Source organism: Microbispora sp. ZYX-F-249, from assembly GCF_039649665.1.
GTDB lineage: Bacteria > Actinomycetota > Actinomycetes > Streptosporangiales > Streptosporangiaceae > Microbispora > Microbispora maris.
In genome coordinates this window covers 99417-119903 of record NZ_JBDJAW010000009.1, presented here as the reverse complement: position 1 = coordinate 119903, position 20487 = coordinate 99417, and the positions used below count along the sequence as shown (strand labels likewise).

General features: G+C 70.2%; 26 protein-coding genes. 10 read left to right on the top strand and 16 right to left on the bottom strand.

The window, feature by feature from the left end; translation table 11 throughout:
* Nucleotides 1–65: 65 nt before the first annotated feature.
* Together mce and AAH991_RS13760 are read left to right on the top strand one after the other, a co-directional pair.
* On the top strand, nt 66–488 hold the full coding sequence (gene mce, locus AAH991_RS13765) for a methylmalonyl-CoA epimerase (protein ID WP_346226182.1): 423 nt from the start codon (nt 66–68) through the stop codon (nt 486–488).
* 180 nt (nt 489–668) lie between these two features.
* The gene (locus AAH991_RS13760) at nt 669–1970 is read left to right on the top strand and encodes a DivIVA domain-containing protein (protein ID WP_346226181.1); all 1302 of its coding nucleotides are present in this window, start codon (nt 669–671) and stop codon (nt 1968–1970) included.
* A 379-nt stretch (nt 1971–2349) separates the two neighbouring features.
* Here the strand turns inward: AAH991_RS13760 and AAH991_RS13755 are convergent, their stop codons facing one another.
* From AAH991_RS13755 to AAH991_RS13740, 4 genes are all read right to left on the bottom strand, one after another.
* Nucleotides 2350–3123, bottom strand: a complete 774-nt coding sequence (locus tag AAH991_RS13755) for an alpha/beta fold hydrolase (RefSeq protein ID WP_346226180.1) — start codon at nt 3121–3123, stop codon at nt 2350–2352.
* A gap of 67 nt (nt 3124–3190) precedes the next feature.
* Entirely contained in the window at nt 3191–3895 is a 705-nt protein-coding gene (locus tag AAH991_RS13750; RefSeq protein WP_346226179.1) for an alpha/beta hydrolase, read from the bottom strand.
* 20 nt (nt 3896–3915) lie between these two features.
* Complete coding sequence (locus tag AAH991_RS13745) at nt 3916–4233, bottom strand: Rv1322 family protein (RefSeq protein ID WP_346226178.1); 318 nt, start codon at nt 4231–4233, stop codon at nt 3916–3918.
* 71 nt (nt 4234–4304) lie between these two features.
* Nucleotides 4305–4442: a hypothetical protein gene (locus AAH991_RS13740; protein WP_346226177.1), complete on the bottom strand. Its 138-nt coding sequence runs from the start codon at nt 4440–4442 to the stop codon at nt 4305–4307.
* On the opposite strand from AAH991_RS13740, the gene nucS reads away from it, so the two are divergent.
* Nucleotides 4443–5117: an endonuclease NucS gene (gene nucS, locus AAH991_RS13735; RefSeq protein ID WP_346226176.1), complete on the top strand. Its 675-nt coding sequence runs from the start codon at nt 4443–4445 to the stop codon at nt 5115–5117.
* 5 nt (nt 5118–5122) lie between these two features.
* Here nucS and AAH991_RS13730 read toward each other — a convergent pair whose 3' ends face one another.
* The gene (locus tag AAH991_RS13730; RefSeq protein WP_346226175.1) at nt 5123–5989 is read right to left on the bottom strand and encodes an SDR family oxidoreductase; all 867 of its coding nucleotides are present in this window, start codon (nt 5987–5989) and stop codon (nt 5123–5125) included.
* A 71-nt stretch (nt 5990–6060) separates the two neighbouring features.
* Between AAH991_RS13730 and AAH991_RS13725 the strand changes: the two genes are divergently transcribed.
* The 7 genes from AAH991_RS13725 (at nt 6061) to AAH991_RS13695 (ending at nt 12118) form a co-directional block, all read left to right on the top strand.
* Nucleotides 6061–6846, top strand: coding sequence for a TetR/AcrR family transcriptional regulator (locus AAH991_RS13725; RefSeq protein WP_346226174.1), 786 nt, complete (start codon nt 6061–6063; stop codon nt 6844–6846).
* 96 nt (nt 6847–6942) lie between these two features.
* Nucleotides 6943–7830, top strand: coding sequence for an ABC transporter ATP-binding protein (locus AAH991_RS13720; RefSeq protein WP_346226173.1), 888 nt, complete (start codon nt 6943–6945; stop codon nt 7828–7830).
* Between the two features lie 40 nt (nt 7831–7870).
* A complete protein-coding gene (locus tag AAH991_RS13715) occupies nt 7871–8722 on the top strand; it encodes an ABC transporter permease (RefSeq protein ID WP_346226172.1) in 852 nt (283 codons plus the stop codon).
* Nucleotides 8719–9999, top strand: a complete 1281-nt coding sequence (locus tag AAH991_RS13710) for a sensor histidine kinase (protein ID WP_346226171.1) — start codon at nt 8719–8721, stop codon at nt 9997–9999. The genes AAH991_RS13715 and AAH991_RS13710 overlap by 4 nt, the downstream gene beginning before the upstream one ends.
* Before the next feature lie 61 nt (nt 10000–10060).
* The gene (locus AAH991_RS13705) at nt 10061–10678 is read left to right on the top strand and encodes a response regulator (RefSeq protein WP_346226263.1); all 618 of its coding nucleotides are present in this window, start codon (nt 10061–10063) and stop codon (nt 10676–10678) included.
* A 212-nt stretch (nt 10679–10890) separates the two neighbouring features.
* Nucleotides 10891–11499, top strand: coding sequence for a TetR/AcrR family transcriptional regulator (locus AAH991_RS13700; RefSeq protein WP_346226170.1), 609 nt, complete (start codon nt 10891–10893; stop codon nt 11497–11499).
* A gap of 28 nt (nt 11500–11527) precedes the next feature.
* Nucleotides 11528–12118, top strand: coding sequence for a cob(I)yrinic acid a,c-diamide adenosyltransferase (locus AAH991_RS13695; protein WP_346226169.1), 591 nt, complete (start codon nt 11528–11530; stop codon nt 12116–12118).
* A gap of 151 nt (nt 12119–12269) precedes the next feature.
* On the opposite strand, the gene AAH991_RS13690 is transcribed toward AAH991_RS13695, so the two are convergent.
* The 11 genes from AAH991_RS13690 to AAH991_RS13640 form a co-directional block, all read right to left on the bottom strand.
* Nucleotides 12270–12668 carry a DUF2550 domain-containing protein gene (locus tag AAH991_RS13690; RefSeq protein WP_346226168.1) on the bottom strand — a complete coding sequence of 133 codons (399 nt, stop codon included), beginning with the start codon at nt 12666–12668 and terminating at the stop codon, nt 12270–12272.
* A gap of 19 nt (nt 12669–12687) precedes the next feature.
* Complete coding sequence (locus AAH991_RS13685) at nt 12688–13089, bottom strand: F0F1 ATP synthase subunit epsilon (protein WP_346226167.1); 402 nt, start codon at nt 13087–13089, stop codon at nt 12688–12690.
* A gap of 71 nt (nt 13090–13160) precedes the next feature.
* Nucleotides 13161–14588 carry a F0F1 ATP synthase subunit beta gene (gene atpD, locus AAH991_RS13680; protein ID WP_346226166.1) on the bottom strand — a complete coding sequence of 476 codons (1428 nt, stop codon included), beginning with the start codon at nt 14586–14588 and terminating at the stop codon, nt 13161–13163.
* A 1-nt stretch (nt 14589) separates the two neighbouring features.
* Nucleotides 14590–15489 carry a F0F1 ATP synthase subunit gamma gene (locus AAH991_RS13675; RefSeq protein WP_346226165.1) on the bottom strand — a complete coding sequence of 300 codons (900 nt, stop codon included), beginning with the start codon at nt 15487–15489 and terminating at the stop codon, nt 14590–14592.
* Between the two features lie 3 nt (nt 15490–15492).
* Nucleotides 15493–17142, bottom strand: coding sequence for a F0F1 ATP synthase subunit alpha (gene atpA, locus AAH991_RS13670; RefSeq protein WP_346226164.1), 1650 nt, complete (start codon nt 17140–17142; stop codon nt 15493–15495).
* Between the two features lie 24 nt (nt 17143–17166).
* Nucleotides 17167–17976: a F0F1 ATP synthase subunit delta gene (locus tag AAH991_RS13665; protein ID WP_346226163.1), complete on the bottom strand. Its 810-nt coding sequence runs from the start codon at nt 17974–17976 to the stop codon at nt 17167–17169.
* Nucleotides 17976–18521: a F0F1 ATP synthase subunit B gene (locus tag AAH991_RS13660; RefSeq protein WP_346226162.1), complete on the bottom strand. Its 546-nt coding sequence runs from the start codon at nt 18519–18521 to the stop codon at nt 17976–17978. The genes AAH991_RS13665 and AAH991_RS13660 overlap by 1 nt, the downstream gene beginning before the upstream one ends.
* 29 nt (nt 18522–18550) lie before the next feature.
* Nucleotides 18551–18781 carry an ATP synthase F0 subunit C gene (atpE, locus tag AAH991_RS13655; protein WP_346226161.1) on the bottom strand — a complete coding sequence of 77 codons (231 nt, stop codon included), beginning with the start codon at nt 18779–18781 and terminating at the stop codon, nt 18551–18553.
* 80 nt (nt 18782–18861) lie between these two features.
* Nucleotides 18862–19650 carry a F0F1 ATP synthase subunit A gene (gene atpB / locus AAH991_RS13650; protein ID WP_346226160.1) on the bottom strand — a complete coding sequence of 263 codons (789 nt, stop codon included), beginning with the start codon at nt 19648–19650 and terminating at the stop codon, nt 18862–18864.
* Nucleotides 19651–19782: 132 nt separating this feature from the next.
* A complete protein-coding gene (locus AAH991_RS13645) occupies nt 19783–19998 on the bottom strand; it encodes a hypothetical protein (protein ID WP_169982030.1) in 216 nt (71 codons plus the stop codon).
* A 62-nt stretch (nt 19999–20060) separates the two neighbouring features.
* A complete protein-coding gene (locus AAH991_RS13640) occupies nt 20061–20483 on the bottom strand; it encodes a Cg1360 family ATP-synthase-associated protein (protein ID WP_346226159.1) in 423 nt (140 codons plus the stop codon).
* Between the last annotated feature and the right edge of the window lie 4 nt (nt 20484–20487).

Below are 20487 nucleotides of genomic sequence, written 5' to 3'. Positions count from 1 at the left end.
ACGGTGTCACCATACCCAGGAGTAGTACGGCCGCCCGGAAGCGGGCGCGGCGAAGGGAGACGGCGATGCTGCTGCGGATCGACCACGTGGGCGTTGCCTGCCACAACCTGGAAGAGAAGATCGAGTTCTACGAGTCCGTCTTCGGCCTGACCGTCGTCAGCCGCGAGGTGAACGAGGAGCAGGGCGTCCGGGAGGCCATGTTGCACGTGGCCGACGGCGACCAGGGCGCGTCGTACGTCCAGCTCCTCGAGCCGCTCCACCCCGACACCGCCGTGGGCAGGTTCCTCGCCAAGCGGGGCGAGGGCGTGCATCATATCGGGTACGGCGTGGCGGACGTCACCAGGGCCCTGGAGGAGATCGGGGCGAAGGGCGTGCGCCTGATCGACGAGCGGCCCAGGCACGGGTCGATGGGAGCCTCGATCGCGTTCCTGCATCCCAAGGACGTGGGAGGGGTTCTCACCGAGCTCGTCGAGACGTCCAGGCGCTAGACAAACGCAAGAAACGTTCATACGTAACAAGTCGCGCAGAAAGTCGGAGGGGGCCTCCAACGCGGCAGTACCGGAGTACGCTGGCGTACCACCGGACGTGGACGCCACACCGGCTTCCTCGCCTCGGAACGACCCCCCGTCCGGCCCCTGTAGCCGTCTCGACAACCAGGATCGAGCCTCATGCAGTCCGACATCGACGCCCAGCTCAACAACTTCTTCGAGGACGCTCCATCTCGCGAATTCGACGTGGTGCTCCGGGGTTATGACCGGCACCAGGTCCACGACCACCTGAAGACTCTCGACACCGAACTGCGTCAGGCGAAGGAACAGGTCAGCGCCCTCCAGCGGGAGCTGTCCGACTCCCAGCGCCAGCTGCAGGAGCAGGAGCGGCCGACGTACTCCGGCCTCGGCGCCCGCATCGAGCAGCTGCTCAGGCTGGCGGAGGAGCAGGCCACCGAGCTCGTCCAGGCGGCCAGGTCGGAGGCGAACGAGATTCGCGCCGCCGCGAAGGTGGACGCCGCCGACCTGCGTGCGGCGGCGGAGAACGAGGCGGCCGAGAAGCGGGCGCTCGCGGCGCGTGAGGCCGAGGAGATGCGCAGCAGCGCCGAGCGCGACGCGGAGGAGATCCGCTCGACCGCCAGGCGCGAGGCCGACGAGCTGACCGCCACCACCGAGCGCGAGGTCGCCAAGATCCGCGCCACCGCGGACCACGAGGTCGCGGAGAAGCGGGCGGACGCCGAGCGCGAGATCGCCAAGCTGCGCACCACGACGGAGCGCGAGGTCGCCCAGCTGCGGGCCTCGACCAAGCGCGAGCGCGACGAGGTGCTCACCACCGCCAAGCGCCAGGCGGACGAGATGCGGGCCCAGGCGCAGCGGATCCTGGAGGAGTCGGAGGCCAAGCGCGCCCAGGACGAGGCGGAGTTCGAGATCCAGCTCGCCGCCCGCCGCGAGGAGGCCGAGCGCCAGGAGGCCGAGCGGCACGCCACCGCCCAGGCCAACACCCAGAAGCTGGTGGCCGAGGCCGAGCAGCGCGCCGCCACCGCCGAGCAGCGGGCCGCCAAGGCCACGCAGCAGGCGGAGCAGACCCGCCGCGAGGCCGACACCCACGCCAAGCAGCTGCTGGCCAACGCCCGTAAGAACGCCGACCAGCTGGTGGCCGACGCGAAGGCCAGCGCCGACACGATCGTGACCGAGGCAAAGAGCGAGGCCGAGCGCACCCGTACGGCGATGCAGCGCCAGGTCGACGAGCTCACCCGCCAGCGCGACAGCATCACCAGCCACCTCGCCCAGCTCCGCCAGCTGCTCGGCGGCGCCCCCCTGCCGGGCGGCGACCCGGAGCCGGCGCCCGTCACCGCGGCCCCGCCGAAGCCGGCCCTGTCGGCTCCGCCGGTCGCGGAGAAGCCGGCCGTGCCCACCACGCCGGCGGTCGAGCCGATCAGCTCCACCAAGAGCGACGACGACGCGGAGTGGTGGCAGGAGTAACCACCGGCACACGCGGAAGTCTGCGACGGCTATCTGAGCGGGGCCCGGCGCTTGGCGCCCGGCCCCGCTTCCGCGTGATCTTGCAGTTTGTCGCAGAGACAGCCCCCAAGCAGGCCACATCCAGCCCGTGATCTTGCAGTTTGTCGCACGGAGGCCCCATGACCAGGCCTTGAGCACTTCGTGATCTCGCACTTTCGGGCACGTACGGCCCCCATCGGTTCGGCCCCTTCCCCGATCATGCAGGCCATACGGCCGCGATCGGCACTGCAAGATCACGAAGAACATTCCTGCAGGCAGAAGTACCCGCGCAGCATTCTCATGCATGATCACGAAAGGCATCTGGCCAGGTGAGGCGGGGTGCTTGCGACAAACTGCAAGATCACGGCGTGAGGGACGCGACGAACTCGGCGACGACCCGGTTGAACGCCTCCGGCTGCTCGATGGCGGACAGGTGGCCCGCCTTCTCGATCACGGCGAGCCGCGCCCGCGGGATGGCGTCCACCATCGCCCGGGCGTCCGTGATCGGCGACAGCTCGTCCTCGTCGCCCACGACGACCAGCGCGGGCACCGTCAGCGACCGCAACGTGCCGAACGCGTCGGGCCGCGCCGCCATCGCCCGCTGGGCCCACGCGACGGCCGCGGGCGGCGCCGCCTGGACGAGCCCGCGCACGCGCCCGAGGACCATCCCCCTGCGCTCCTTGGTGGTCGCGCCGACCATCGCGGGCAGCGACTCGGTCACCAGGATGTCCGTGCCGCCTTCCAGGACCGCGGCGGCGATGCGCTCCCTGTTCGCCCTGGCCGGCTCGGGATCGGCCTGTGCCTTGGTGTCGGCGAGGATCAGGCCGCGTACGCGGTCCGGGTGGCGGCGGCACAGCGCCATCGCCACGTAGCCGCCCATGGACAGGCCGCCGATCACCGCGCGGTCGACGCCTTCCCGGTCGAGCAGGCCGGCCACGTCGTCGGCCATGAGGTCGATGGAGGGCTCGTCTCCGCCGAGCAGAGTGCCGCCGAAGCCGCGCAGGTCCGGAGTGATCACGCGGCAGGCGGACGCGAGGCCCTCACGCTGGGCGAGCCACATCGCGGAGGACAGGGGGAACGCGTGGAGCAGGACGACTGGCAGGCCGCTCCCGGCGGATCGCGAGTACAGCTGCATCAGGTCACGGTAACGCGCCCCGCGCCCGCCGCCGCCGTTCGTCACCGATTCGCGATCCCCGGCCCGTTCAGACCGTGGTCGGCAGCGGGGCCGCGGCGGCGTTCACCCGTTTGACGATCTCGTTCAGCACGATCCGCACGTACGGCTCGCCGACCCACAGGTGCTTGGCCCCCTCCACGCCGACGACCTCGGCCTGCGGGGCCGCCGCGAACCGGTGCACGGCCTCCTCCGGCCGCAGGTAGTCGTCGTGCTCCGGCACCAGGGCGACCAGCGGGCGGCCGAACTCCCCCCAGGCGGCGACGTCCTTCTCGCCGGCCCGCTTCAGCGGCGGCGACAGCAGGATCGCGCCCCGCACGATCGGGTCGCGGCCCCACTTCAGGGCCAGCTCGGTGCCGAACGACCAGCCGAGCAGCCAGGTGTCCGGCAGGTCGTGGAAGTCGGCGTACTCCAGGGCGGCGGCGACGTCCCACCGCTCCCCCTCGCCGCCGTCGAAGGCCCCCTGGGAGGTCCCCCGGTCGGAGGTCGTGCCCCGCGTGTTGAAGCGCAGCACGGCGATGTCGGCGAGCGCGGGCAGCCGGTAGGACGCCTTGCGCAGCACGTGGCTGTCCATCATCCCGCCGTGGGTGGGCAGGGGATGCAGGCACACCAGCGTCGCCACCGGCGGCCGGCTCTCCGGGAGCGCCAGCTCGCCGACGAGGGTCAGCCCGTCGGCCGTTCGCAGCTCAATGTCCTCGCGCCGGGCAGGCAGCACCGTGGACGCCCTGATGTCCATTCCCACCTCAAAAGCTCGTGTCAGTAGCGGCTGCGGCCCGGGCCCCGGTTGGCCCGGTTGCGCCAGCACGCGGTGTGCCAGTGCCGCCGCTCGTCCTCTCCCCCGGACCAGGCCGGCCAACTCACCACATGCGGCAGCCCCGGCCTGATCTCCTGCTCGCATCCCGGGCAGCGGTACGCCTTCCCCTGGGCGGCGCCGGAGACGTTGCGCACGACCCAATCGCCGTCGTGCGCGCTCTCCACCCGGTCCACCCCGGGCACCTGGGAACCCACGGGCCGTACGGCACGGCCGTCCGGACGTTCGAACGGGCCGCGGCGGCGGGCACGGCGGGGGCTCACGGCGGGCATCCTTCCGGGGGGCTCATGTCAGGCAAGAACGGGAGATGACAGCCCATTCTTCCAGCACCGGCTCAGCCGGCGTACGCGCGGACGCCCAGAAAGCCGCGCACCACGCCGGTCCATACTCCGGTCTCCTCCGACTGTCCGGGCCGCCGGACGGTCTCCCAGAACGCCTCGGGACCTCCGCGATCCCGGTAGGGTTGGCGCACATGCGGCTGGTCATCGCGCGGTGCAGCGTGGATTACGTGGGACGGCTCACCGCCCATCTCCCCATGGCACCCCGGCTCATCCTGATGAAGGCGGACGGCTCGGTCTCGATCCATGCGGACGACCGGGCGTACAAGCCTCTGAACTGGATGAACCCTCCCTGCAAGGTCCGCGAGGAGGAGATCGACGGCGTGCTCACCTGGTCGGTCGTCCACGGCAAGACCGGGGAGAAGCTCGTGCTCACGATCGAGGAGATCCTGCACGACTCCAGCCACGAGCTGGGCGTCGACCCGGGGCTGCGCAAGGACGGCGTCGAGGCGCACCTGCAGGAACTGCTCGCCGAGCACATCACCACGCTCGGGGACGGCTGGACGCTGGTGCGCAGGGAGTACATGACCGCGATCGGTCCCGTGGACATCCTGTGCCGCGACCACCTCGGCGGCACGGTGGCCGTGGAGATCAAGCGGCGCGGCGACATCGACGGCGTGGAGCAGCTCACCCGCTATCTCGAACTGCTCAACCGCGACCCGCGCCTGGCTCCGGTCAAGGGCATCTTCGCCGCGCAGGAGATCAAGCCGCAGGCCCGCGTGCTCGCCGCCGACCGCGGCATCGACTGCGTGACGCTCGACTACGACGCCCTGCGCGGCATCGAACCGGAGAACCCGACGCTTTTCTGAACCGGTCAGCCCGTGAAGTCCGCCACGTGGTCACGGGCCCACTGGGCGAACGTACGTGCGGGCCGGCCGGTGACCCGCTCGGCGGTCGGCATCGGCGGAGGCTCCGGCACGCCCCGCGCGTCCGCGTCCGGCTCGATCTCCCGTCCCCCGTAGTCGGTGAATCCGAGCAGGAAGTCGGCGTTGGCCGCGGCGAAGCCGCCCATCCGAAGGTAGAGCTCACGCGCCGCCTCCCGGCCGACCCGTTCGAGACGGATCTCCCGGCCGATCGCGGCGGCGATGGCGGCCACCTGCTCCCGGCGGGTCACCCACTGCGGACCGGCGAGATCGTACGCGGCGCCGACGTGGCCGTCCTCGAGCAACGCGAGCACCGCCACCTCGGCGACGTCCCGTTCGTGCACGGGAATCCCGGTCTGCTCGGGGAAGGGGTCGCGGACCACCTTCTCGGTGCGGATCGACTCCCCCCACAGCTCGAGCCTGTTCGTCATGAACTCGCCGGGCCGCACATGCGTCCACTCCAGTCCCGACTCCTCCACGGCCCGCTCCACCGGCAGGTGGAAGTCCGTGTCGAGGCCGAGGGTCACGGCGCCCGAGGAGAGCACCACGACGCGCCGCACCCCCGCGCGCTTCACCTGCTCCACCACCGCGCGGGCGGTCGCGGGGTGCGGGAACAGGTAGACGCGCTCGACGCCGGACAGCGGGCCGGGCAACGTCGCCGGATCCGAGAGATCTCCGGACACCACCTCCGCCTGCGGCGGGAACGTCGCCTCTGCCGGCCGCCGGGTGAGCGCGCGCACCCGCTCACCGGCCCGGACGAGCTCTTCGACGACGATCCGCCCGACGTTGCCCGTCGCGCCCGTGACCAGGACAGTCATGTCCCGCTCCATTCTCGTATGCCGTACGGATAAGATTACCGTACCTCATACGAGAATGTAGGATCACGCTCATGGGAGTGGAGCGCAGCGGTGGCGGCGATCCGCAGCGGACGCTGGCGCTGCTCTGGCGGAGCCACGCGGCCACCGGCGGCGTCAAGCCGGCGAAGGGGCGCCGTCCCCGGCTGACCGTCGACCAGATCGTCCGCGCCGCCCTGACGGTGGCCGACCGCGAAGGGCTGACGTCGATGTCGATGGGCCGGGTCGGGGAGGAGCTCGGCGTCGGCACAATGTCGCTCTACACCTACGTTCCGGGCAAGGCCGAGCTGATCGACCTGATGGTCGACACGGCGCTCGCCGAGCGGGATCTGCCCGGTCCGGGCGACCCGCGGCCGGGAGGCTGGCGGGAGCAGATCGAGCTGTACGCGGAGCGCACCCGGGAGGCGTACCGGCGTCATCCCTGGCTGCGGCAGATCTCCACGGTGCGGCCGCCGTTGGGTCCGGGCCTGATGGCGCAGCAGGAGTACCTCCTGTCCGCACTGTCGGACATCGGGCTGTCACCCCGGCAGATGACCGCGGCCGCCGGGGCGATCGTCACCTTCGTCGACGCCGCCGCGGCCGTCGACGCCGAGTACGACCACGTGGAGCGGACGACCGGGGAGTCCGCGGACGCCTGGTGGGCGGCGCGCGGCTGGTTCTGGGAGGACTACTTCGACATGACCCGGCATCCCGCGATCACCCGTGTCTGGCGCGAGGGCGGTTTCGCCGCGGCGACCGCGGAGGCGAACGCCGAGTCCTACCGGTTCGGCCTCCGGCGGCTGCTGGACGGCATCCAGACGCTCACGGAGCAGGTCCGGTAGGCGCTGCGCCGCGCCGGATGTCCACCGTACGGAGGACACGGGTCATCGTCCGGTCGAGGGTGTTCCTTGATCCGCGCGTGGTGGATTCTTGGGGGCATGGAACACGCCATACGCGTACGAGGACTACAGAAGCGGTACGGCGAGGTCCAGGCCGTCGCGGGCCTGGACCTGGACGTCGAGCACGGCGAGGTGTTCGCCGTCCTCGGCCCGAACGGCGCGGGCAAGTCGACCACGGTCGAGATCCTCGAGGGATACCGCCGACGCGACGCGGGAGAGGTCAGTGTGCTGGGCAGGGACCCGGCCCGGCCGACCCGCGAGTGGCGGTCCCGCATCGGCATCGTGCTGCAGACCGCCGACGACCGGGCGGAGCTGACCGTACGGGAGACCCTGCGGCACTTCGCCACCTACTATGCGAACCCCCGCGATCCGGACGAGCTCATGGATCAGGTCGGGCTCACCGACAGCGCGGGCAAACGCCTCCGCCAGCTCTCCGGCGGCCAGCGCCGCCGGGTGGACGTCGCCCTCGGCGTCATCGGCCGCCCCGAGCTGCTGTTCCTGGACGAGCCGACGACGGGCTTCGACCCCGAGGCCCGACGGCGGTTCTGGGAGCTCATCGAGGGGCTGGCCCACGACGGCACGACGATCGTGCTGACCACCCACTACCTGGAGGAGGCCGAGACGCTGGCCCACCGGGTGGCCGTCGTGGCGCGGGGGCGCGTGGTCGCCGAGGGCGACCCCGCCACGCTGGGCGGCCGGGCCACCGCGAGGGCCAGGGTGGCCTGGTCGGACGGCGAGATCGAGACCGACAACCCCACGCGGGCCGTCCTGGAGCTGTCGCGCAGGTACGACGGGGAGATCCCCGGGCTCAGCGTCACACGGCCCACGCTGGAGGACGTGTATCTCCGCCTCATCGAGGCGGAGGAGCCGCCTGCCGGCGGCGTCCCGGAGACCACCGCCGCCGTTCCCGTGGAGAGTGCGCCATGACCGTCACCCCCGCCGCCACCCCGCGTGTGGAGAGTGCGCGATGACCGCCACCCCCGCCGCCGATTCGGCCGCCGTCCCGCGGGCGGCGGCGCCCCTGCCGTCCCCGCTCAGGATCGCGCTGGCCCGCGCGGCCGTCGAGACGAAGGTGCTCTTCCGGGAGAGGGACGCCGTCCTCTTCACCTTCGCCCTGCCGATCGTGTTCCTGGTGCTGTTCGCCTCGATCTTCTCCGGCAGCGCCGAGGGGACCGGCGTCACCGTCGCACAGCTCTACACCGCCGGGCTCATCGGCTCGGGCGTGATGGGCACGGGCTTCCAGAACCTCGGCATCGGCATCGCGGGCGACCGGGAGGACGGCACGCTGAAGCGGCTCGTCGGGCTGCCGATGCCGCGTGCGGCGTACTTCATCGGCAAGATCGCCAGCGTGCTGGTCATGACGGTGCTCCAGGTGGCCATCCTGCTCGCCATCGCGGTGCTGTTCTACGACCTGGAGCTGCCCGCAGAGGTGTCGACCTGGCTCACGTTCGCCTGGGTGTTCGTGCTCGGCGTGTCGGCCGCCTCGGTGCTCGGCATCGCCGTCAGCGGCCTGCCCCGCTCCGGCAAGAGCGCGACCGCGGTGATCAGCCTGCCGTTCGTCGTCCTGCAGTTCGTCTCCGGGGTCTTCATCCCGATCACGCAGCTGCCCGACTGGCTGGTCAACGCCGCCTCGATCTTCCCGCTGAAGTGGATGTGCCAGGGGTTCCGGGCCGTCTTCCTGGGCGACGCGGGGGCCGCCCTGGAGCTGACCGGGTCGTACGAGCTCGGCAGGGTGGCCCTGGTCCTGGCCGCCTGGCTCGTCGGCGGTCTCGTGCTGTGCGTGACGACGTTCCGCTGGAAGGGGCGGCGCGACGGATGAGTTCGACCGCGGAGCGCGGCGCCCGCCGGTCCTCCGACCGGCGGGATCGGGGACGCGGCCCGGGCGACGCCTCAGGAAGGCCTGGCGGAACCGCGACGGAGGCGGACGCCTGGAAGACCTTCTCGGGCTGGGAGATCCTCTTCGGCCTGGCCCTGGCGATGACCGCCGCCTTCGTCGCCGTGACCGACGGGCCGGCGGCGGCGAGGGCGGCGGTCGTCGGCGGCCTCGCGGCGCTCGCCGCGGCGTACGTGCTGCTCGCGCGCCGGTCGACGAAGCTGGACGGCGGGGACGACCGCCGAGCCCTGCTCTACTGGGTCCTGGTTCTGGCGATCTTCATCCCGGCGGCGATCCTGGTGCCGCCGGTGACGTTCGTGCTGTTCGCCCTGTGCCCGCAGGCGTTCGTGATGCTCCGGGTGCGGCGCGCCGTCATCGTCGTGCTGGTGCTCAACCTCGCCCCGGCCTTCCGATTCCTCCTCGACACGCGGTGGGATCCGGACGACCTGGTGAGCTTCTCCGTCTGGACGACGCTGGCTCTGGCCACCACGCTGGTGCTCGGGCCGTGGATCACCCGGATCATCGAGCAGAGCGCGGAGCGCGCCCAGCTCATCACCGAGTTGGAGTCGAGCCGGGCCGAGATCGCGCGCCTGTCGGCCGAGCGGGGTGCGCTCGCCGAGCGGGAGCGGCTGGCCGGGGAGATCCACGACACGCTGGCGCAAGGCCTGACCAGCATCATCATGCTCGTCCAGGCCGCCCAGGCCCAGCCCGACCCCTCGCGCCACCTCGCGCTCGCCGTACGGACCGCACGGGAGAACCTGGCCGAGGCCCGGGGCCTGATCGAGGCGCTCACACCCGCGCCGCTCGACGGCTCCACGCTGGAGGAGGCACTGCGGCGGGTCACCGGCAGGCTCGGTGAGGAGGCGGGCATCGACGCGTCGTTCACGGTGCGGGGCGACTCCCGGCCGCTGCCGCCCGGCGTCGAGGTCGTGCTCCTGCGGGCCGCGCAGGAGGGCCTGGCGAACGTGCGCAGGCACGCCGGCGCCTCGTCGGTGGTGGTGACCCTGGAATACGGCCACTGCGGCGTCACGCTCCGGGTTCGCGACGACGGCGCCGGTTTCCGCACGGGCGCCGAGCACGGATACGGTCTGCGGGCGATGCGTACCCGCGTCGAGCAGGTGGGCGGGACGCTCACCGTCGGCGGTTCTCCCGGCGGGGGCACCACGCTCGCGGTGACCCTGCGACTCGCGGGCGATCCCGACGATGATCCTGACGAGTCCTGAACGCCCGTCCCCGAGCAGTACGGAGCCCGCCATGCCCATGCCGCCCGTGTCCGATGACCCCGTGGTCCGCGTGCTGATCGTCGACGACCATCCCGTCGTACGGGAGGGACTGCGCGGCATGCTGGAGTCCGATCCGGCGATCACCGTGGCCGGTGAGGCGGGATCGGGCGAGGAGGCGGTGGCCCGCGCCTCGGCGCTCGCGCCCGACGTCGTCCTGATGGACCTGCGGATGCCCGGCGGAGACGGCGTGAACGCGACGACGCGCATCCTCGCGGCCCGGCCCGAGACCCGGGTGATCGTGCTCACGACCTACGAGACCGACCAGGACATCGTCCGCGCCGTGGAGGCCGGCGCCGCCGGTTACCTGCTGAAGGACACCTCCAGGGCCGACCTGATCGCCGCGATCGCCGCGGCGGCGCGCGGGGAGACCGTGCTGTCCCCCTCGGTGGCCACCAAGCTCGTCACCCGCCTGCGCGCCCCCGCCGCGACCGCCCTCTCCCGGCGGGAGACGGAGGTGCTGGCCCTGGTCGCGCGGGGGCTGACGAACGCCGAGATCGGCAGGGCGTTGTTCATCAGTGAGACCACGGTGAAGACGCATCTGTTGCGGGTGTTCGCGAAACTCGACGTGTCCGACCGCACCGCCGCGGTGACGACCGCCCTGGCGCGCGGTCTGATGTAATTGCCGATGCAATTGCAGCGAGAGTGATCTATCTCAATTGGTAAGCGTGCTGACCTCTTGACGGCCTTGTCAAGCTATTGACCCTCTTTGGCATAGCCCGGAAGTGCTTATTTCCCAGCACTTCCACAAAAAGGATCTTGCGTTCATAATGTGAGTTCTGGGGGGACCATGACACGGTGAGGTGAAAAGTGGCGGGACGGGACTATCGGGGGATGTCGGCTGCCGAAAGGCTTGCAGACAGGAGGGAACGGCTCATATCGGCCGCATACACCTTGTTCGCCCACCCCGGCTTCCATGCCACCACCATCGAGAGGCTGTGCGCGACGGCGCGCATCTCCAATCGTGCCTTCTACGAATGCTTCTCCAGCCGCGAGGACCTGATGCGCGCGGTTTACGAGCGGTGCATCGAGGAGACGCTGAGGTCGGTCACCGAGGCCATCGACAAGGCCCCGCCCGCGCTCGACGACCGCATCGTCGCCGGCATCGCCGAATACATCCGTTTCGTCACCGCGGACGTACGGCGCGCCCGCCTGATGCACCTCGAGGTGCGACGGGCCGGCAACGTGCTCAGCGGCGCCCGTCAGCAGGCGGTGGCCTCGTTCACCAAGGTCATCGAGTCCTCGGCGCGGGGCGCGACCCGCATGCCTCCCCTCGACCTCCACCTGCTGGCGCTCGGGCTCATCGGCGCCCTCACCGAGTTACTCATCGAGTGGGTGGTGACCGAACCGTCCCCGCCCACCGAGCAGCTCGTCGAGGCCTGCGTGTACATCTTCCGCCGCACCTTCGCCTCCGAGGGCCCCATGGCGGCCTCCGCCCAGTGATCCGGGGCCGGTGACTACGCTGAGCGGCATGACCCGAGCCGATAACGACAAGCCTGTCGTCCTGTCCAAGATCTACACGAAGACCGGCGACGACGGCACGACCGCCCTTGGCGACATGAGCCGCACCCGCAAGACCGACCCCCGCCTGACCGCCTACGCCGACGTGGAGGAGGCCAATGCCGCCATCGGTGTGGCCCTCGCGACGGGGGGCCTGCCCGAGGAGGTCGCGGCCGTCCTGCGCAGGGTGCAGAACGAGCTGTTCGACGTCGGCGCCGACCTGTGCTGCCCCGTCGTGGCAGACTACGAGTTCCCGCCGCTGCGCGTGGAGGAGTCGTACATCACCTGGCTCGAAGAGCAGTGCGACCGCTTCAACGCGGAGCTGAAGCCGCTGCGCAGCTTCATCCTTCCGGGCGGCGCCCCGCCCGCCGCCTTCCTCCACCTCGCCCGCACGATCGTACGGCGGTCCGAGCGGGCGGCCTGGGCGGCGCTGGAGGCGCACGACGACGTGAACCCTCTGACGGCCAAGTATCTGAACCGCCTGTCCGACCTGATGTTCATCCTCTGCCGCGTGGCCTCCGCCGGCGACGACATCCTCTGGAAGCCCGGCGCCACCCGCTAGCACAGTCGCCGAGGGGCGCGCCGCCGATTTGGACTGAGGAGCCGCGTGGGAGCGAAGCGACCAAGCGGCGACGAGGGCTGGCCTGTTCCCGCCTTCGGGCATGACCCGGCGGGTGTGAGCGCCCCGAGCGCCGCGCCGGAGGCGCGGCGATTCACGCCGCGTCGAGGTGGGCGCTGGGCGGGGCGGACTCGAGCCAGGCCAGGAAGCCGGTCAGCGCGTCCTCGCTCATCGCGAGGGACAGCGGGCCACGCTCGGCCGAGCAGACGACGGCCCAGTAGCCGGCGGGCCCCTCACCCGTGTCGAGCATCCTCCGGCTGGAAACGGTGAGGCCGCGCCTCGCGATCGCGTGGCGCGGCCTCAATCCGAGTCCCAGGAACGGGATCCAGTGGAGCTCTCCCCCTACATAGCGGGCGACCCCGCTCTTCCAGCCTCCCCGGTCGTCCCGTACCCGGCAGACGATCGTGCCCCGGGCCCGGGCCAGCACGAAGCCCCGGAGGACGAGGAGCGCGGCCACGGCGAAGACGCCCGCGAGTATCCCAAGCGCCGCCAATGCCGCCCTCCTCCTGTTGTCAGACCTCTTCGCCGGCCGCCCGCAGACGGGCAGCCGCACGCTTGGCCTTGAGCCGTGCGTCCGCGTCCTCCTGGTCGGCCTCGATCGAGGCCTGAGCACGCTGCAGCGCGTCCTTGGCCCGCGCGACGTCGACCTCGGAGCCGAGCTCGGCCGCCTCCGCCAGGATCGACACGTCGTTGTCGGCGACGGAGATGAATCCGCCGTGCACCGCGGCCACGAGGTCGCCTCCGTCGCCGCGCTTGACGCGCAGCACCCCGCCCTCGACGAGGACACCGAGAACGGGAGCGTGGTTCGGCATAATACCGATCTCGCCGTCCACGGTCTTGGCAATGACCATGTCGGCCTCGCCCGTCCAGATCTCACGTTCCGGCGAAACGACGCCCACGCGAAGCTTTGCCACTTCTCAGCTCCCTTTCGACGGACGCCTGTACGGCGCGGCCGGGGCCGTGCCGTACAGGCGTCGAAGGCGTCCTAGCGCTCGAGTTCCTTCGCCTTGGCGATGGCCTGCTCGATGCCACCGACCATGAAGAAGGCCTGCTCGGGCAGGTGGTCGTACTCGCCGGCGCACAGGCCCTTGAACGAGGCGATGGTCTCGTCCAGCGGCACGAACTCGCCCGGCTGGCCGGTGAACGCCTCGGCGGCGTACATCGGGTGGGACAGGAACCGCTCGATGCGGCGCGCCCGCTGAACGGTGACCTTGTCCTCTTCGGAGAGCTCGTCGATGCCCAGGATGGCGATGATGTCCTGCAGTTCCTTGTACTTCTGCAGGATCCGCTTGGTCTCCTGGGCGACCGCGTAGTGCTCCTCACCGATGATCTGCGGGTCGAGGATCCGCGAGGAGGAGTCGAGCGGGTCCACCGCGGGGTAGATGCCCTTCTCCGAGATCGGCCGGGACAGAACGGTCTGCGCGTCGAGGTGCGCGAACGCGTTGTGCGGCGCCGGGTCGGTGATGTCGTCCGCGGGCACGTAGATCGCCTGCATGGAGGTGATCGAGTGACCACGGGTCGAGGTGATGCGCTCCTGGAGCACGCCCATCTCGTCGGCGAGGGTCGGCTGGTAACCCACGGCGGACGGCATACGGCCGAGCAGCGTGGAGACCTCCGAACCCGCCTGGGTGAAGCGGAAGATGTTGTCGATGAACAGCAGCACGTCCTGCTTCTGCACGTCGCGGAAGTACTCCGCCATGGTCAGAGCGGACAGCGCCACCCGCAGACGGGTGCCCGGGGGCTCGTCCATCTGGCCGAAGACAAGCGCGGTGTCCTTGAGGACGTCCGCCTCCTCCATCTCCAGCCACAGGTCGTTGCCCTCACGGGTGCGCTCGCCGACGCCCGCGAACACCGAGGTGCCCGAGAACTTCAGCGCGACGCGGCGGATCATCTCCTGGATCAGAACGGTCTTGCCGACGCCCGCGCCGCCGAACAGACCGATCTTGCCGCCCTTCACGTACGGCGTGAGCAGGTCGATGACCTTGATGCCGGTGGGCAGCATCTCCGTACGGGCCTCGAGCTGGTCGAAGGCCGGGGCCGGGCGGTGGATCGGCCACCGCTCGGTGACCTGCAGCGACGCCTTGTCGGCGTCGAGCGGCTCACCGAGGGCGTTCCACACGTGGCCCTTGACCGCGTCGCCGACCGGCACCGAGATCGCCGCGCCGGTGTCGGAGACGGCGGCGCCGCGCACGAGACCGTCGGTCGGCTGCATGGAGATGGCCCGGACGATGTTGTCGCCCAGGTGCTGGGCGACCTCGAGGGTCAGGGTCTTGCTCTCGCCGCCGAGCTCGACGTCGACGGTGAGCGCGTTGTAGATGTCCGGCATGGCCTCGACGGGGAACTCCACGTCGACGACCGGACCGGTGACGCGGGCGACACGGCCCACGGAGGTCTCAACAGTCTGTGCGGTCATTTCACTCTTTCCCCGCTGCGGCGTCAGCCAGCGCGTTCGCGCCACCGACGATCTCGCTGATTTCCTGGGTGATCTCGGCCTGACGCGCCTGGTTCATCTGCTGGGTGAACACACGGATGAGCTCGTTGGCGTTGTCGGTGGCCGACTTCATCGCGCGGCGCCGCGCGGCGTGCTCGGAGGCGGCCGACTGGAGCAGCGCGTTGTAGATGCGCGACTCGATGTAACGCGGCAGCAGCGAATCGAGCACGTCACCGGCCGTCGGCTCGAACTCGTAGTACGGCGGGATGCCCTCCGGGGGCGCCTCCGCCTCCTCGACCTCGAGCGGCAGGATCCGCTTGACGATCACGTTCTGCGTCAGCATCGAGACGAACCCGGTGTAGACGATGTGGATCTCGTCGATCCCGTCCTCCGCCTTGAACGCCTCGATGAGCGTGTCCGCGATCTCCTTGGCGTTGCCGTACGACGGATTGTCGGAGAAGCCGTCCCACTCACCGAACATCTCCCGGCTGCGGAAGCGATGCCAGGTGAGGCCCTTGCGGCCCACGACGTACGGCTTCACCGTCAGGCCGCGCCCGACCAGGTGGCCCTTCAGCGCCTCGGCCTCACGGAGGATGTTGGCGTTGTAGCCGCCGGCGAAGCCGCGGTCGCTGGTGACGATCAGGACGCCGGCCGTGGCCGGCTGCTCCTTGGCCACCGTGAGCGGGTGGTCGACGTTCGTCGTGTTCGACAGGACCGCCGACACGGCGTGCGTGATCTCCCGCTCGTACGGCACGGCCGCCTGCATCCGCTGCTGCGCCTTGACGATGCGCGACGAGGCGATCAGCTCCTGCGCACGGGTGATCTTCGCGGTGGACTTGACCGACTTGATCCGCCGCCGCAGCTGTCGAAGCTGGGCACCCATGGGTTACTTCGCCTCGGCCTTGCGGACGTGCTTGACGACCTTCTCCTGGCCGACCGCGCTGGCGTCCAGCGCCTCCACCGGCTCGTCGTTGACGAGCAGCTCACCGCTGGAGGTGGTGAAGCCCTTCTTGAACTCCGTGATGGCGTCCTTGAGGGTGGTCACCGTGTCGTCCGTCAGCTCCTTGGTCTCGCGGATGCTGTCGAAGACGCCCTTCTGGGTGGTCCCGAGGTAGTCGAGGAACTCGGACTCGAAGCGGCGGATGTCCTCCACCGGCACGTCGTCCAGCTCGCCGGTGGTGCCGGCCCACACCGAGACGACCTGCTTCTCGACCGGGAACGGGCTGTACTGCGGCTGCTTGAGCAGCTCGACCAGGCGGGCGCCGCGCTCCAGCTGGGCGCGGGAGGCCGCGTCCAGGTCGGAGGCGAAGGCCGCGAAGGCCTCGAGGTCGCGGTACTGGGACAGCGAGAGACGGAGCGTACCGGCCACCTTGCGCATGGCCTTGACCTGCGCGGAACCACCGACTCGGGAGACCGAGACACCGACGTTGATCGCCGGGCGGACGCCGGCGTTGAACAGGTCGGTCTCCAGGAAGCACTGGCCGTCGGTGATGGAGATGACGTTGGTCGGGATGAACGCCGACACGTCGTTGCCCTTGGTCTCGATGATCGGCAGACCGGTCATCGAGCCGCCGCCCATGTCGGCGGAGAGCTTGGCGCAGCGCTCCAGCAGACGCGAGTGGAGGTAGAAGACGTCGCCGGGGAACGCCTCACGGCCCGGCGGACGACGCAGCAGCAGCGACACGGCGCGGTAGGCGTCGGCCTGCTTGGTCAGGTCGTCGAAGACGATCAGCACGTGCTTGCCCTGGTACATCCAGTGCTGGCCGATGGCAGAACCGGTGTACGGAGCGATGTACTTGTAGCCCGCGGGGTCGGAGGCCGGAGCGGCGACGATGGTGGTGTACTCCAGCGCGCCCGCCTCCTCGAGGCGGCCCCGCACCTGGGCGATCGTGGAGCCCTTCTGGCCAACGGCGACGTAGATGCAGCGAACCTGGCGGTTCGGGTCGCCGGAGAGCCAGTTCTCCTTCTGGTTGAGGATCGTGTCGACCGCGATCGCGGTCTTGCCGGTGCCGCGGTCGCCGATGATCAGCTGACGCTGGCCGCGGCCGATCGGCGTCATGGCGTCGATCGCCTTGAGGCCGGTCTGCAGCGGCTCCTTCACCGGCTGGCGCTGGACCACCGAGGGGGCCTGCAGCTCGAGGGCGCGGCGGCCCTCGGCGGCGATCGGGCCCTTGCCGTCGAGCGGGTTGCCCAGGGGGTCGACCACGCGGCCGAGGAAGTCGTCGCCGACCGGGACCGACAGGACCTCGCCGGTGCGGCGGACCTGCTGACCCTCCTCGATACCGCTGAAGTCGCCCAGGACGACCGCACCGATCTCGCGGACGTCGAGGTTCAGCGCCAGGCCGCGCGTGCCGTTCTCGAACTCGAGCAGCTCGTTCGCCATCGCCGAGGGCAAACCGGAGACATGGGCGATGCCGTCCCCGGCGTCGACGACGGTCCCGATCTCCTCGCGCGCGGCACCTTCCGGCTCGTACGCCTGGACGAAGCGCTCAAGGGCGTCCCGGATCTCGTCCGGCCGGATCGTAAGCTCCGCCATCTCTTTCTTGTCTCCCTATTCGCCTCAGCCGGCCAACCGGCGGCGGACTTCTTCGATACGTCCGGCGATCGTGGTGTCGATGTAGTCGTCTCCGACCCTCACGGAGAACCCACCGAGCACCTTCGGGTCCACCTCGACGTTCAGGTGGACGTCTCGCCCGTAGGTGGCTCGCAGCCAGGCCGCGAGCCGCTGCTTCTGCTGCTGCGTGAGCGGCACCGCGCTGCGGACCACGCCCACCAGGCGCTCGCGCGCCCGCGCGACGATCCAGCCGAACTCCTCCAGCGCCGTCTCCAGGCTACGTCCTCGCGGGTGCACAACGGCCTGCGTGACGAGCCGGACGGTGGAGGGGGCGGCCTTCCCGCCGATGAGCGTGCCGAGCAGTTCGCGCTTGCGCTCGGCCGGGATGGCCGGGTCGCTGAGCGCGCGGCGCAGCTCCGGGTTGGCGGCGAGGATGCGGCCGAAGCGGAACAGCTCGTCCTCGACGTCGTCGAGGCGGCGGTCCGACTCGGCCTCTGCGGCCGCGGACATCACGCCGATGCGCTCCAGGGCGTCCGGCAGGTCGCCGGCCCCGGACCACTTGGCCATGACGGCGGCGGCCGCGATCTCCAGTGCGGCGTCGCCGACCTTGCCCTGCAGGAGGGAGCGCAGGACGCTCTCCTTCTGCCCGGCCGGGCGCGAGGGGTCGGAAAGACCCCGGCGCAGCCCGTGCTCGCGGTCGAAGAGGTCGGCGACGGCGAACAGCTCCTCGGCGAGGGCGCCGAGGTCGGCGGTCGCGGCGGCGGTGTTGAACCGCTCCTCGACCTCCGCGAGGGCGGTCCTGCTGAGGCCGCGCATCAGCGAACCGCCTCCGGGCGGCCCTCGAGCTCCTCGAGGAACCGGTCGACGATGCGGCGCTGACGGACCTCGTCCTCGAGCGACTCGCCGACGATGCGGCTCGCCAGCTCGGTGGACAGACGCCCGATCTCACCGCGCAGCTGGGTGAACGCCTGCTGGCGGTCGGCCTCGATCTGGGCGTGCGCCGCCTCGATGATGCGCCGCGCCTCGGCCTGGGCCTCCTCACGGAGCTCGGCCTTGATCGCGGCACCCTGCTCGCGGGCCTCCTCGCGCAGGCGGGCCGCCTCCTGGCGGGCCTCCGCGAGCTGCGCCCGGTACTGCTCCAGAGTGCGCTGGGCTTCGGCCTGGGCGTCCTCGGCCTTCTTGATGCCGCCCTCGATAGCCTCGGTCCGCTCGGCCAGCGTCTTCTGGATGCGCGGGGTGAGGATCTTTCCGACGACGAGGAAGACGACGAGGAAGGCGAAGCTGCCGACGACCAGCTCGTATGCATGCGGGATGAGGGGGCTCTCGCCCTCAGCCGCGAGGAACGTAGCTGCCATAGTCATGGGTGCAGCCTTCCGTCAGAGTGGGTACGTCAGCTCGTGGGGTAGATGAAGGGCGCGACGAGGCCGATGAGGGCCAGCGCCTCGGTGAGAACGAAGCCGAGCAGCATGTTCTGCCGGATCAGGCCGTACGCCTCGGGCTGGCGGGCGATGGCCTGAACACCCTGGCCGAAGATGATGCCCACGCCGATGCCGGGGCCGATGGCGGCGAGGCCGTAGCCGATGGCGCCAAGGTTGCCGGTGACAGCAGCGAGAACGCTCATTGGTGTTCTTCCTTTACTGGTCGGCCGGTGAGTGCTTCACCGGTCTGGTCTTAGTCCGGGGGCGGAACTTTCGGGGACCGTCAGTGGTCGGGGTGCAGCGAGCCGCCGATGTACATGGCGGCCAGCATGGTGAACAGGAAGGCCTGCAGGAACTGGATGAACATCTCGAAGCCGGTCATCGCGATCGTCATGACGACGCCCAGCACGCCGAGGCCGGATCCGAGCGGCGTGAGCTTCTCGAAGAGGAACCAGAACCCGACCATGCTGAAGAAGGCCAGGATGAGGTGGCCGGCGAACATGTTCGCGAAGAGTCGGACGGCGTGCGTGAACGGCGCGATGATCAGGTTCGACAGGAACTCGATCGGCGCGAGCAGCACGTAGATCGGCTTGGGCAGTCCCGGCGGGAACATCATGTTCTTGAAGTAGCCGCCCAGGCCCTGGTGCTTGATGCCCAGGTAGACCTTGATGATGTAGATCACTGCGGCGAAGACCGCCGGGAACGCGATGTGCGACGCGACCGGGATCTGGATCAGCGGGATGACGCCGAAGAGGTTCCACAGCAGGATCAGGGAGAACAAGCTGAGCAGCAGCGGCATCCACCGCTCGGCGTCCTTGCCCAGGAACGGCCGGGCGACCTGGTCGCGGACGAACATGTAGCCCATCTCGCCGATGTTCTGCATGCCCCGGGGCACGAGCTTCGGGTTGGCGAAGGCGCTCCACGCCACGGCGGACACCACGAGGGCGCCGAAGATCGCCATCAGGACCGGCTTGGTCAGCCAGTACGGCGCACCCTCGTACAGCGGCGGGAAGTCGAAGATGGACGGTCCCGGCGCCGTGAAGTCATCGGCGACGAGCTTGAGGGGGGTCACTTGGCCACCTCGCCTACCTGCTCGGGGCCGAATGCCCGAAGCATGTGCTTGTTCGTCCGTTCGCTACGCTCGCGCACGGGCGTTCCCTTCAACGATTGGATCAACAGAAGAGCGTGGGAAGCGGGCCCGCTGTCAGCGGCCGTACTTCAGATAGACGAGGTAGGCAGCCAGCCCGACCCCGAGAATGACGCCTATGGGGATGAACGCATGCACGCCGGTCAACCAGCTCAGCAACCAGCCGAGGCCGCCCCACACCAGAATCCCGGAGAGCAGATAGCTCGGGACTGACCAGGCGGCGTCGGCGAAGTCGCGGCCGTCGGTCTCGGGCCTGCGCTCCTGTTCGCTCATCGCGGCACGACGATAGCAGGAGCCATGCGGACTAGTCATATCGGGCTGCCCCGTACGCGCGGTCATGACGGGCCCTGCCCGGGAACCTTCGCCTCAGGCTCCACGTAGAGCATCTTGAGTTTCATGAATCCGCGCATCTCACCGATGGTCCACGTGAGCGTGCACGCGATGACGCTCAGCGCGAACACGCGGGAGTTGAACGCGGTGGTGCCGTCGAAGGCGTTCAGCATCGCCATGATCGCCAGCACCTTGACGACGTAGCCGACCACGGCGGCCGTCATCATCGCCATCGGCGAGACCCGGCCGGCCCAGGAGACGACGATCAGGCCGATGGTGAAGAAGGCGGCGACGACCAGGAGACCGATGCCGGCGCCCAACGCACCCTTGGCCCCGGTCGTGAACACCGCGACGAGCGCGGCGAGAAGACCGACGATCAAGGTCGGCACGGCGGCGCCCTTGAGAACGCGCACGTCGTTGGCCTGCAATGGG

Coding starts and splice junctions, on each gene's coding strand:
- AAH991_RS13665 (WP_346226163.1), bottom strand. CDS start 17,976: ATGCGCGGCCTCAGCAGGACCGCCCTCGCGGAGGTCGAGGAGCGGTTC.
- AAH991_RS13695 (WP_346226169.1), top strand. CDS start 11,528: ATGACCCGAGCCGATAACGACAAGCCTGTCGTCCTGTCCAAGATCTAC.
- AAH991_RS13720 (WP_346226173.1), top strand. CDS start 6,943: ATGGAACACGCCATACGCGTACGAGGACTACAGAAGCGGTACGGCGAG.
- AAH991_RS13725 (WP_346226174.1), top strand. CDS start 6,061: ATGGGAGTGGAGCGCAGCGGTGGCGGCGATCCGCAGCGGACGCTGGCG.
- atpD (WP_346226166.1), bottom strand. CDS start 14,588: ATGACCGCACAGACTGTTGAGACCTCCGTGGGCCGTGTCGCCCGCGTC.
- AAH991_RS13645 (WP_169982030.1), bottom strand. CDS start 19,998: ATGAGCGAACAGGAGCGCAGGCCCGAGACCGACGGCCGCGACTTCGCC.
- atpE (WP_346226161.1), bottom strand. CDS start 18,781: ATGAGCGTTCTCGCTGCTGTCACCGGCAACCTTGGCGCCATCGGCTAC.
- nucS (WP_346226176.1), top strand. CDS start 4,443: ATGCGGCTGGTCATCGCGCGGTGCAGCGTGGATTACGTGGGACGGCTC.
- atpA (WP_346226164.1), bottom strand. CDS start 17,142: ATGGCGGAGCTTACGATCCGGCCGGACGAGATCCGGGACGCCCTTGAG.
- mce (WP_346226182.1), top strand. CDS start 66: ATGCTGCTGCGGATCGACCACGTGGGCGTTGCCTGCCACAACCTGGAA.
- AAH991_RS13750 (WP_346226179.1), bottom strand. CDS start 3,895: ATGGACATCAGGGCGTCCACGGTGCTGCCTGCCCGGCGCGAGGACATT.
- AAH991_RS13700 (WP_346226170.1), top strand. CDS start 10,891: ATGTCGGCTGCCGAAAGGCTTGCAGACAGGAGGGAACGGCTCATATCG.
- AAH991_RS13660 (WP_346226162.1), bottom strand. CDS start 18,521: ATGACTATGGCAGCTACGTTCCTCGCGGCTGAGGGCGAGAGCCCCCTC.
- AAH991_RS13715 (WP_346226172.1), top strand. CDS start 7,871: ATGACCGCCACCCCCGCCGCCGATTCGGCCGCCGTCCCGCGGGCGGCG.
- AAH991_RS13675 (WP_346226165.1), bottom strand. CDS start 15,489: ATGGGTGCCCAGCTTCGACAGCTGCGGCGGCGGATCAAGTCGGTCAAG.
- AAH991_RS13730 (WP_346226175.1), bottom strand. CDS start 5,989: ATGACTGTCCTGGTCACGGGCGCGACGGGCAACGTCGGGCGGATCGTC.
- AAH991_RS13755 (WP_346226180.1), bottom strand. CDS start 3,123: ATGCAGCTGTACTCGCGATCCGCCGGGAGCGGCCTGCCAGTCGTCCTG.
- AAH991_RS13760 (WP_346226181.1), top strand. CDS start 669: ATGCAGTCCGACATCGACGCCCAGCTCAACAACTTCTTCGAGGACGCT.
- AAH991_RS13710 (WP_346226171.1), top strand. CDS start 8,719: ATGAGTTCGACCGCGGAGCGCGGCGCCCGCCGGTCCTCCGACCGGCGG.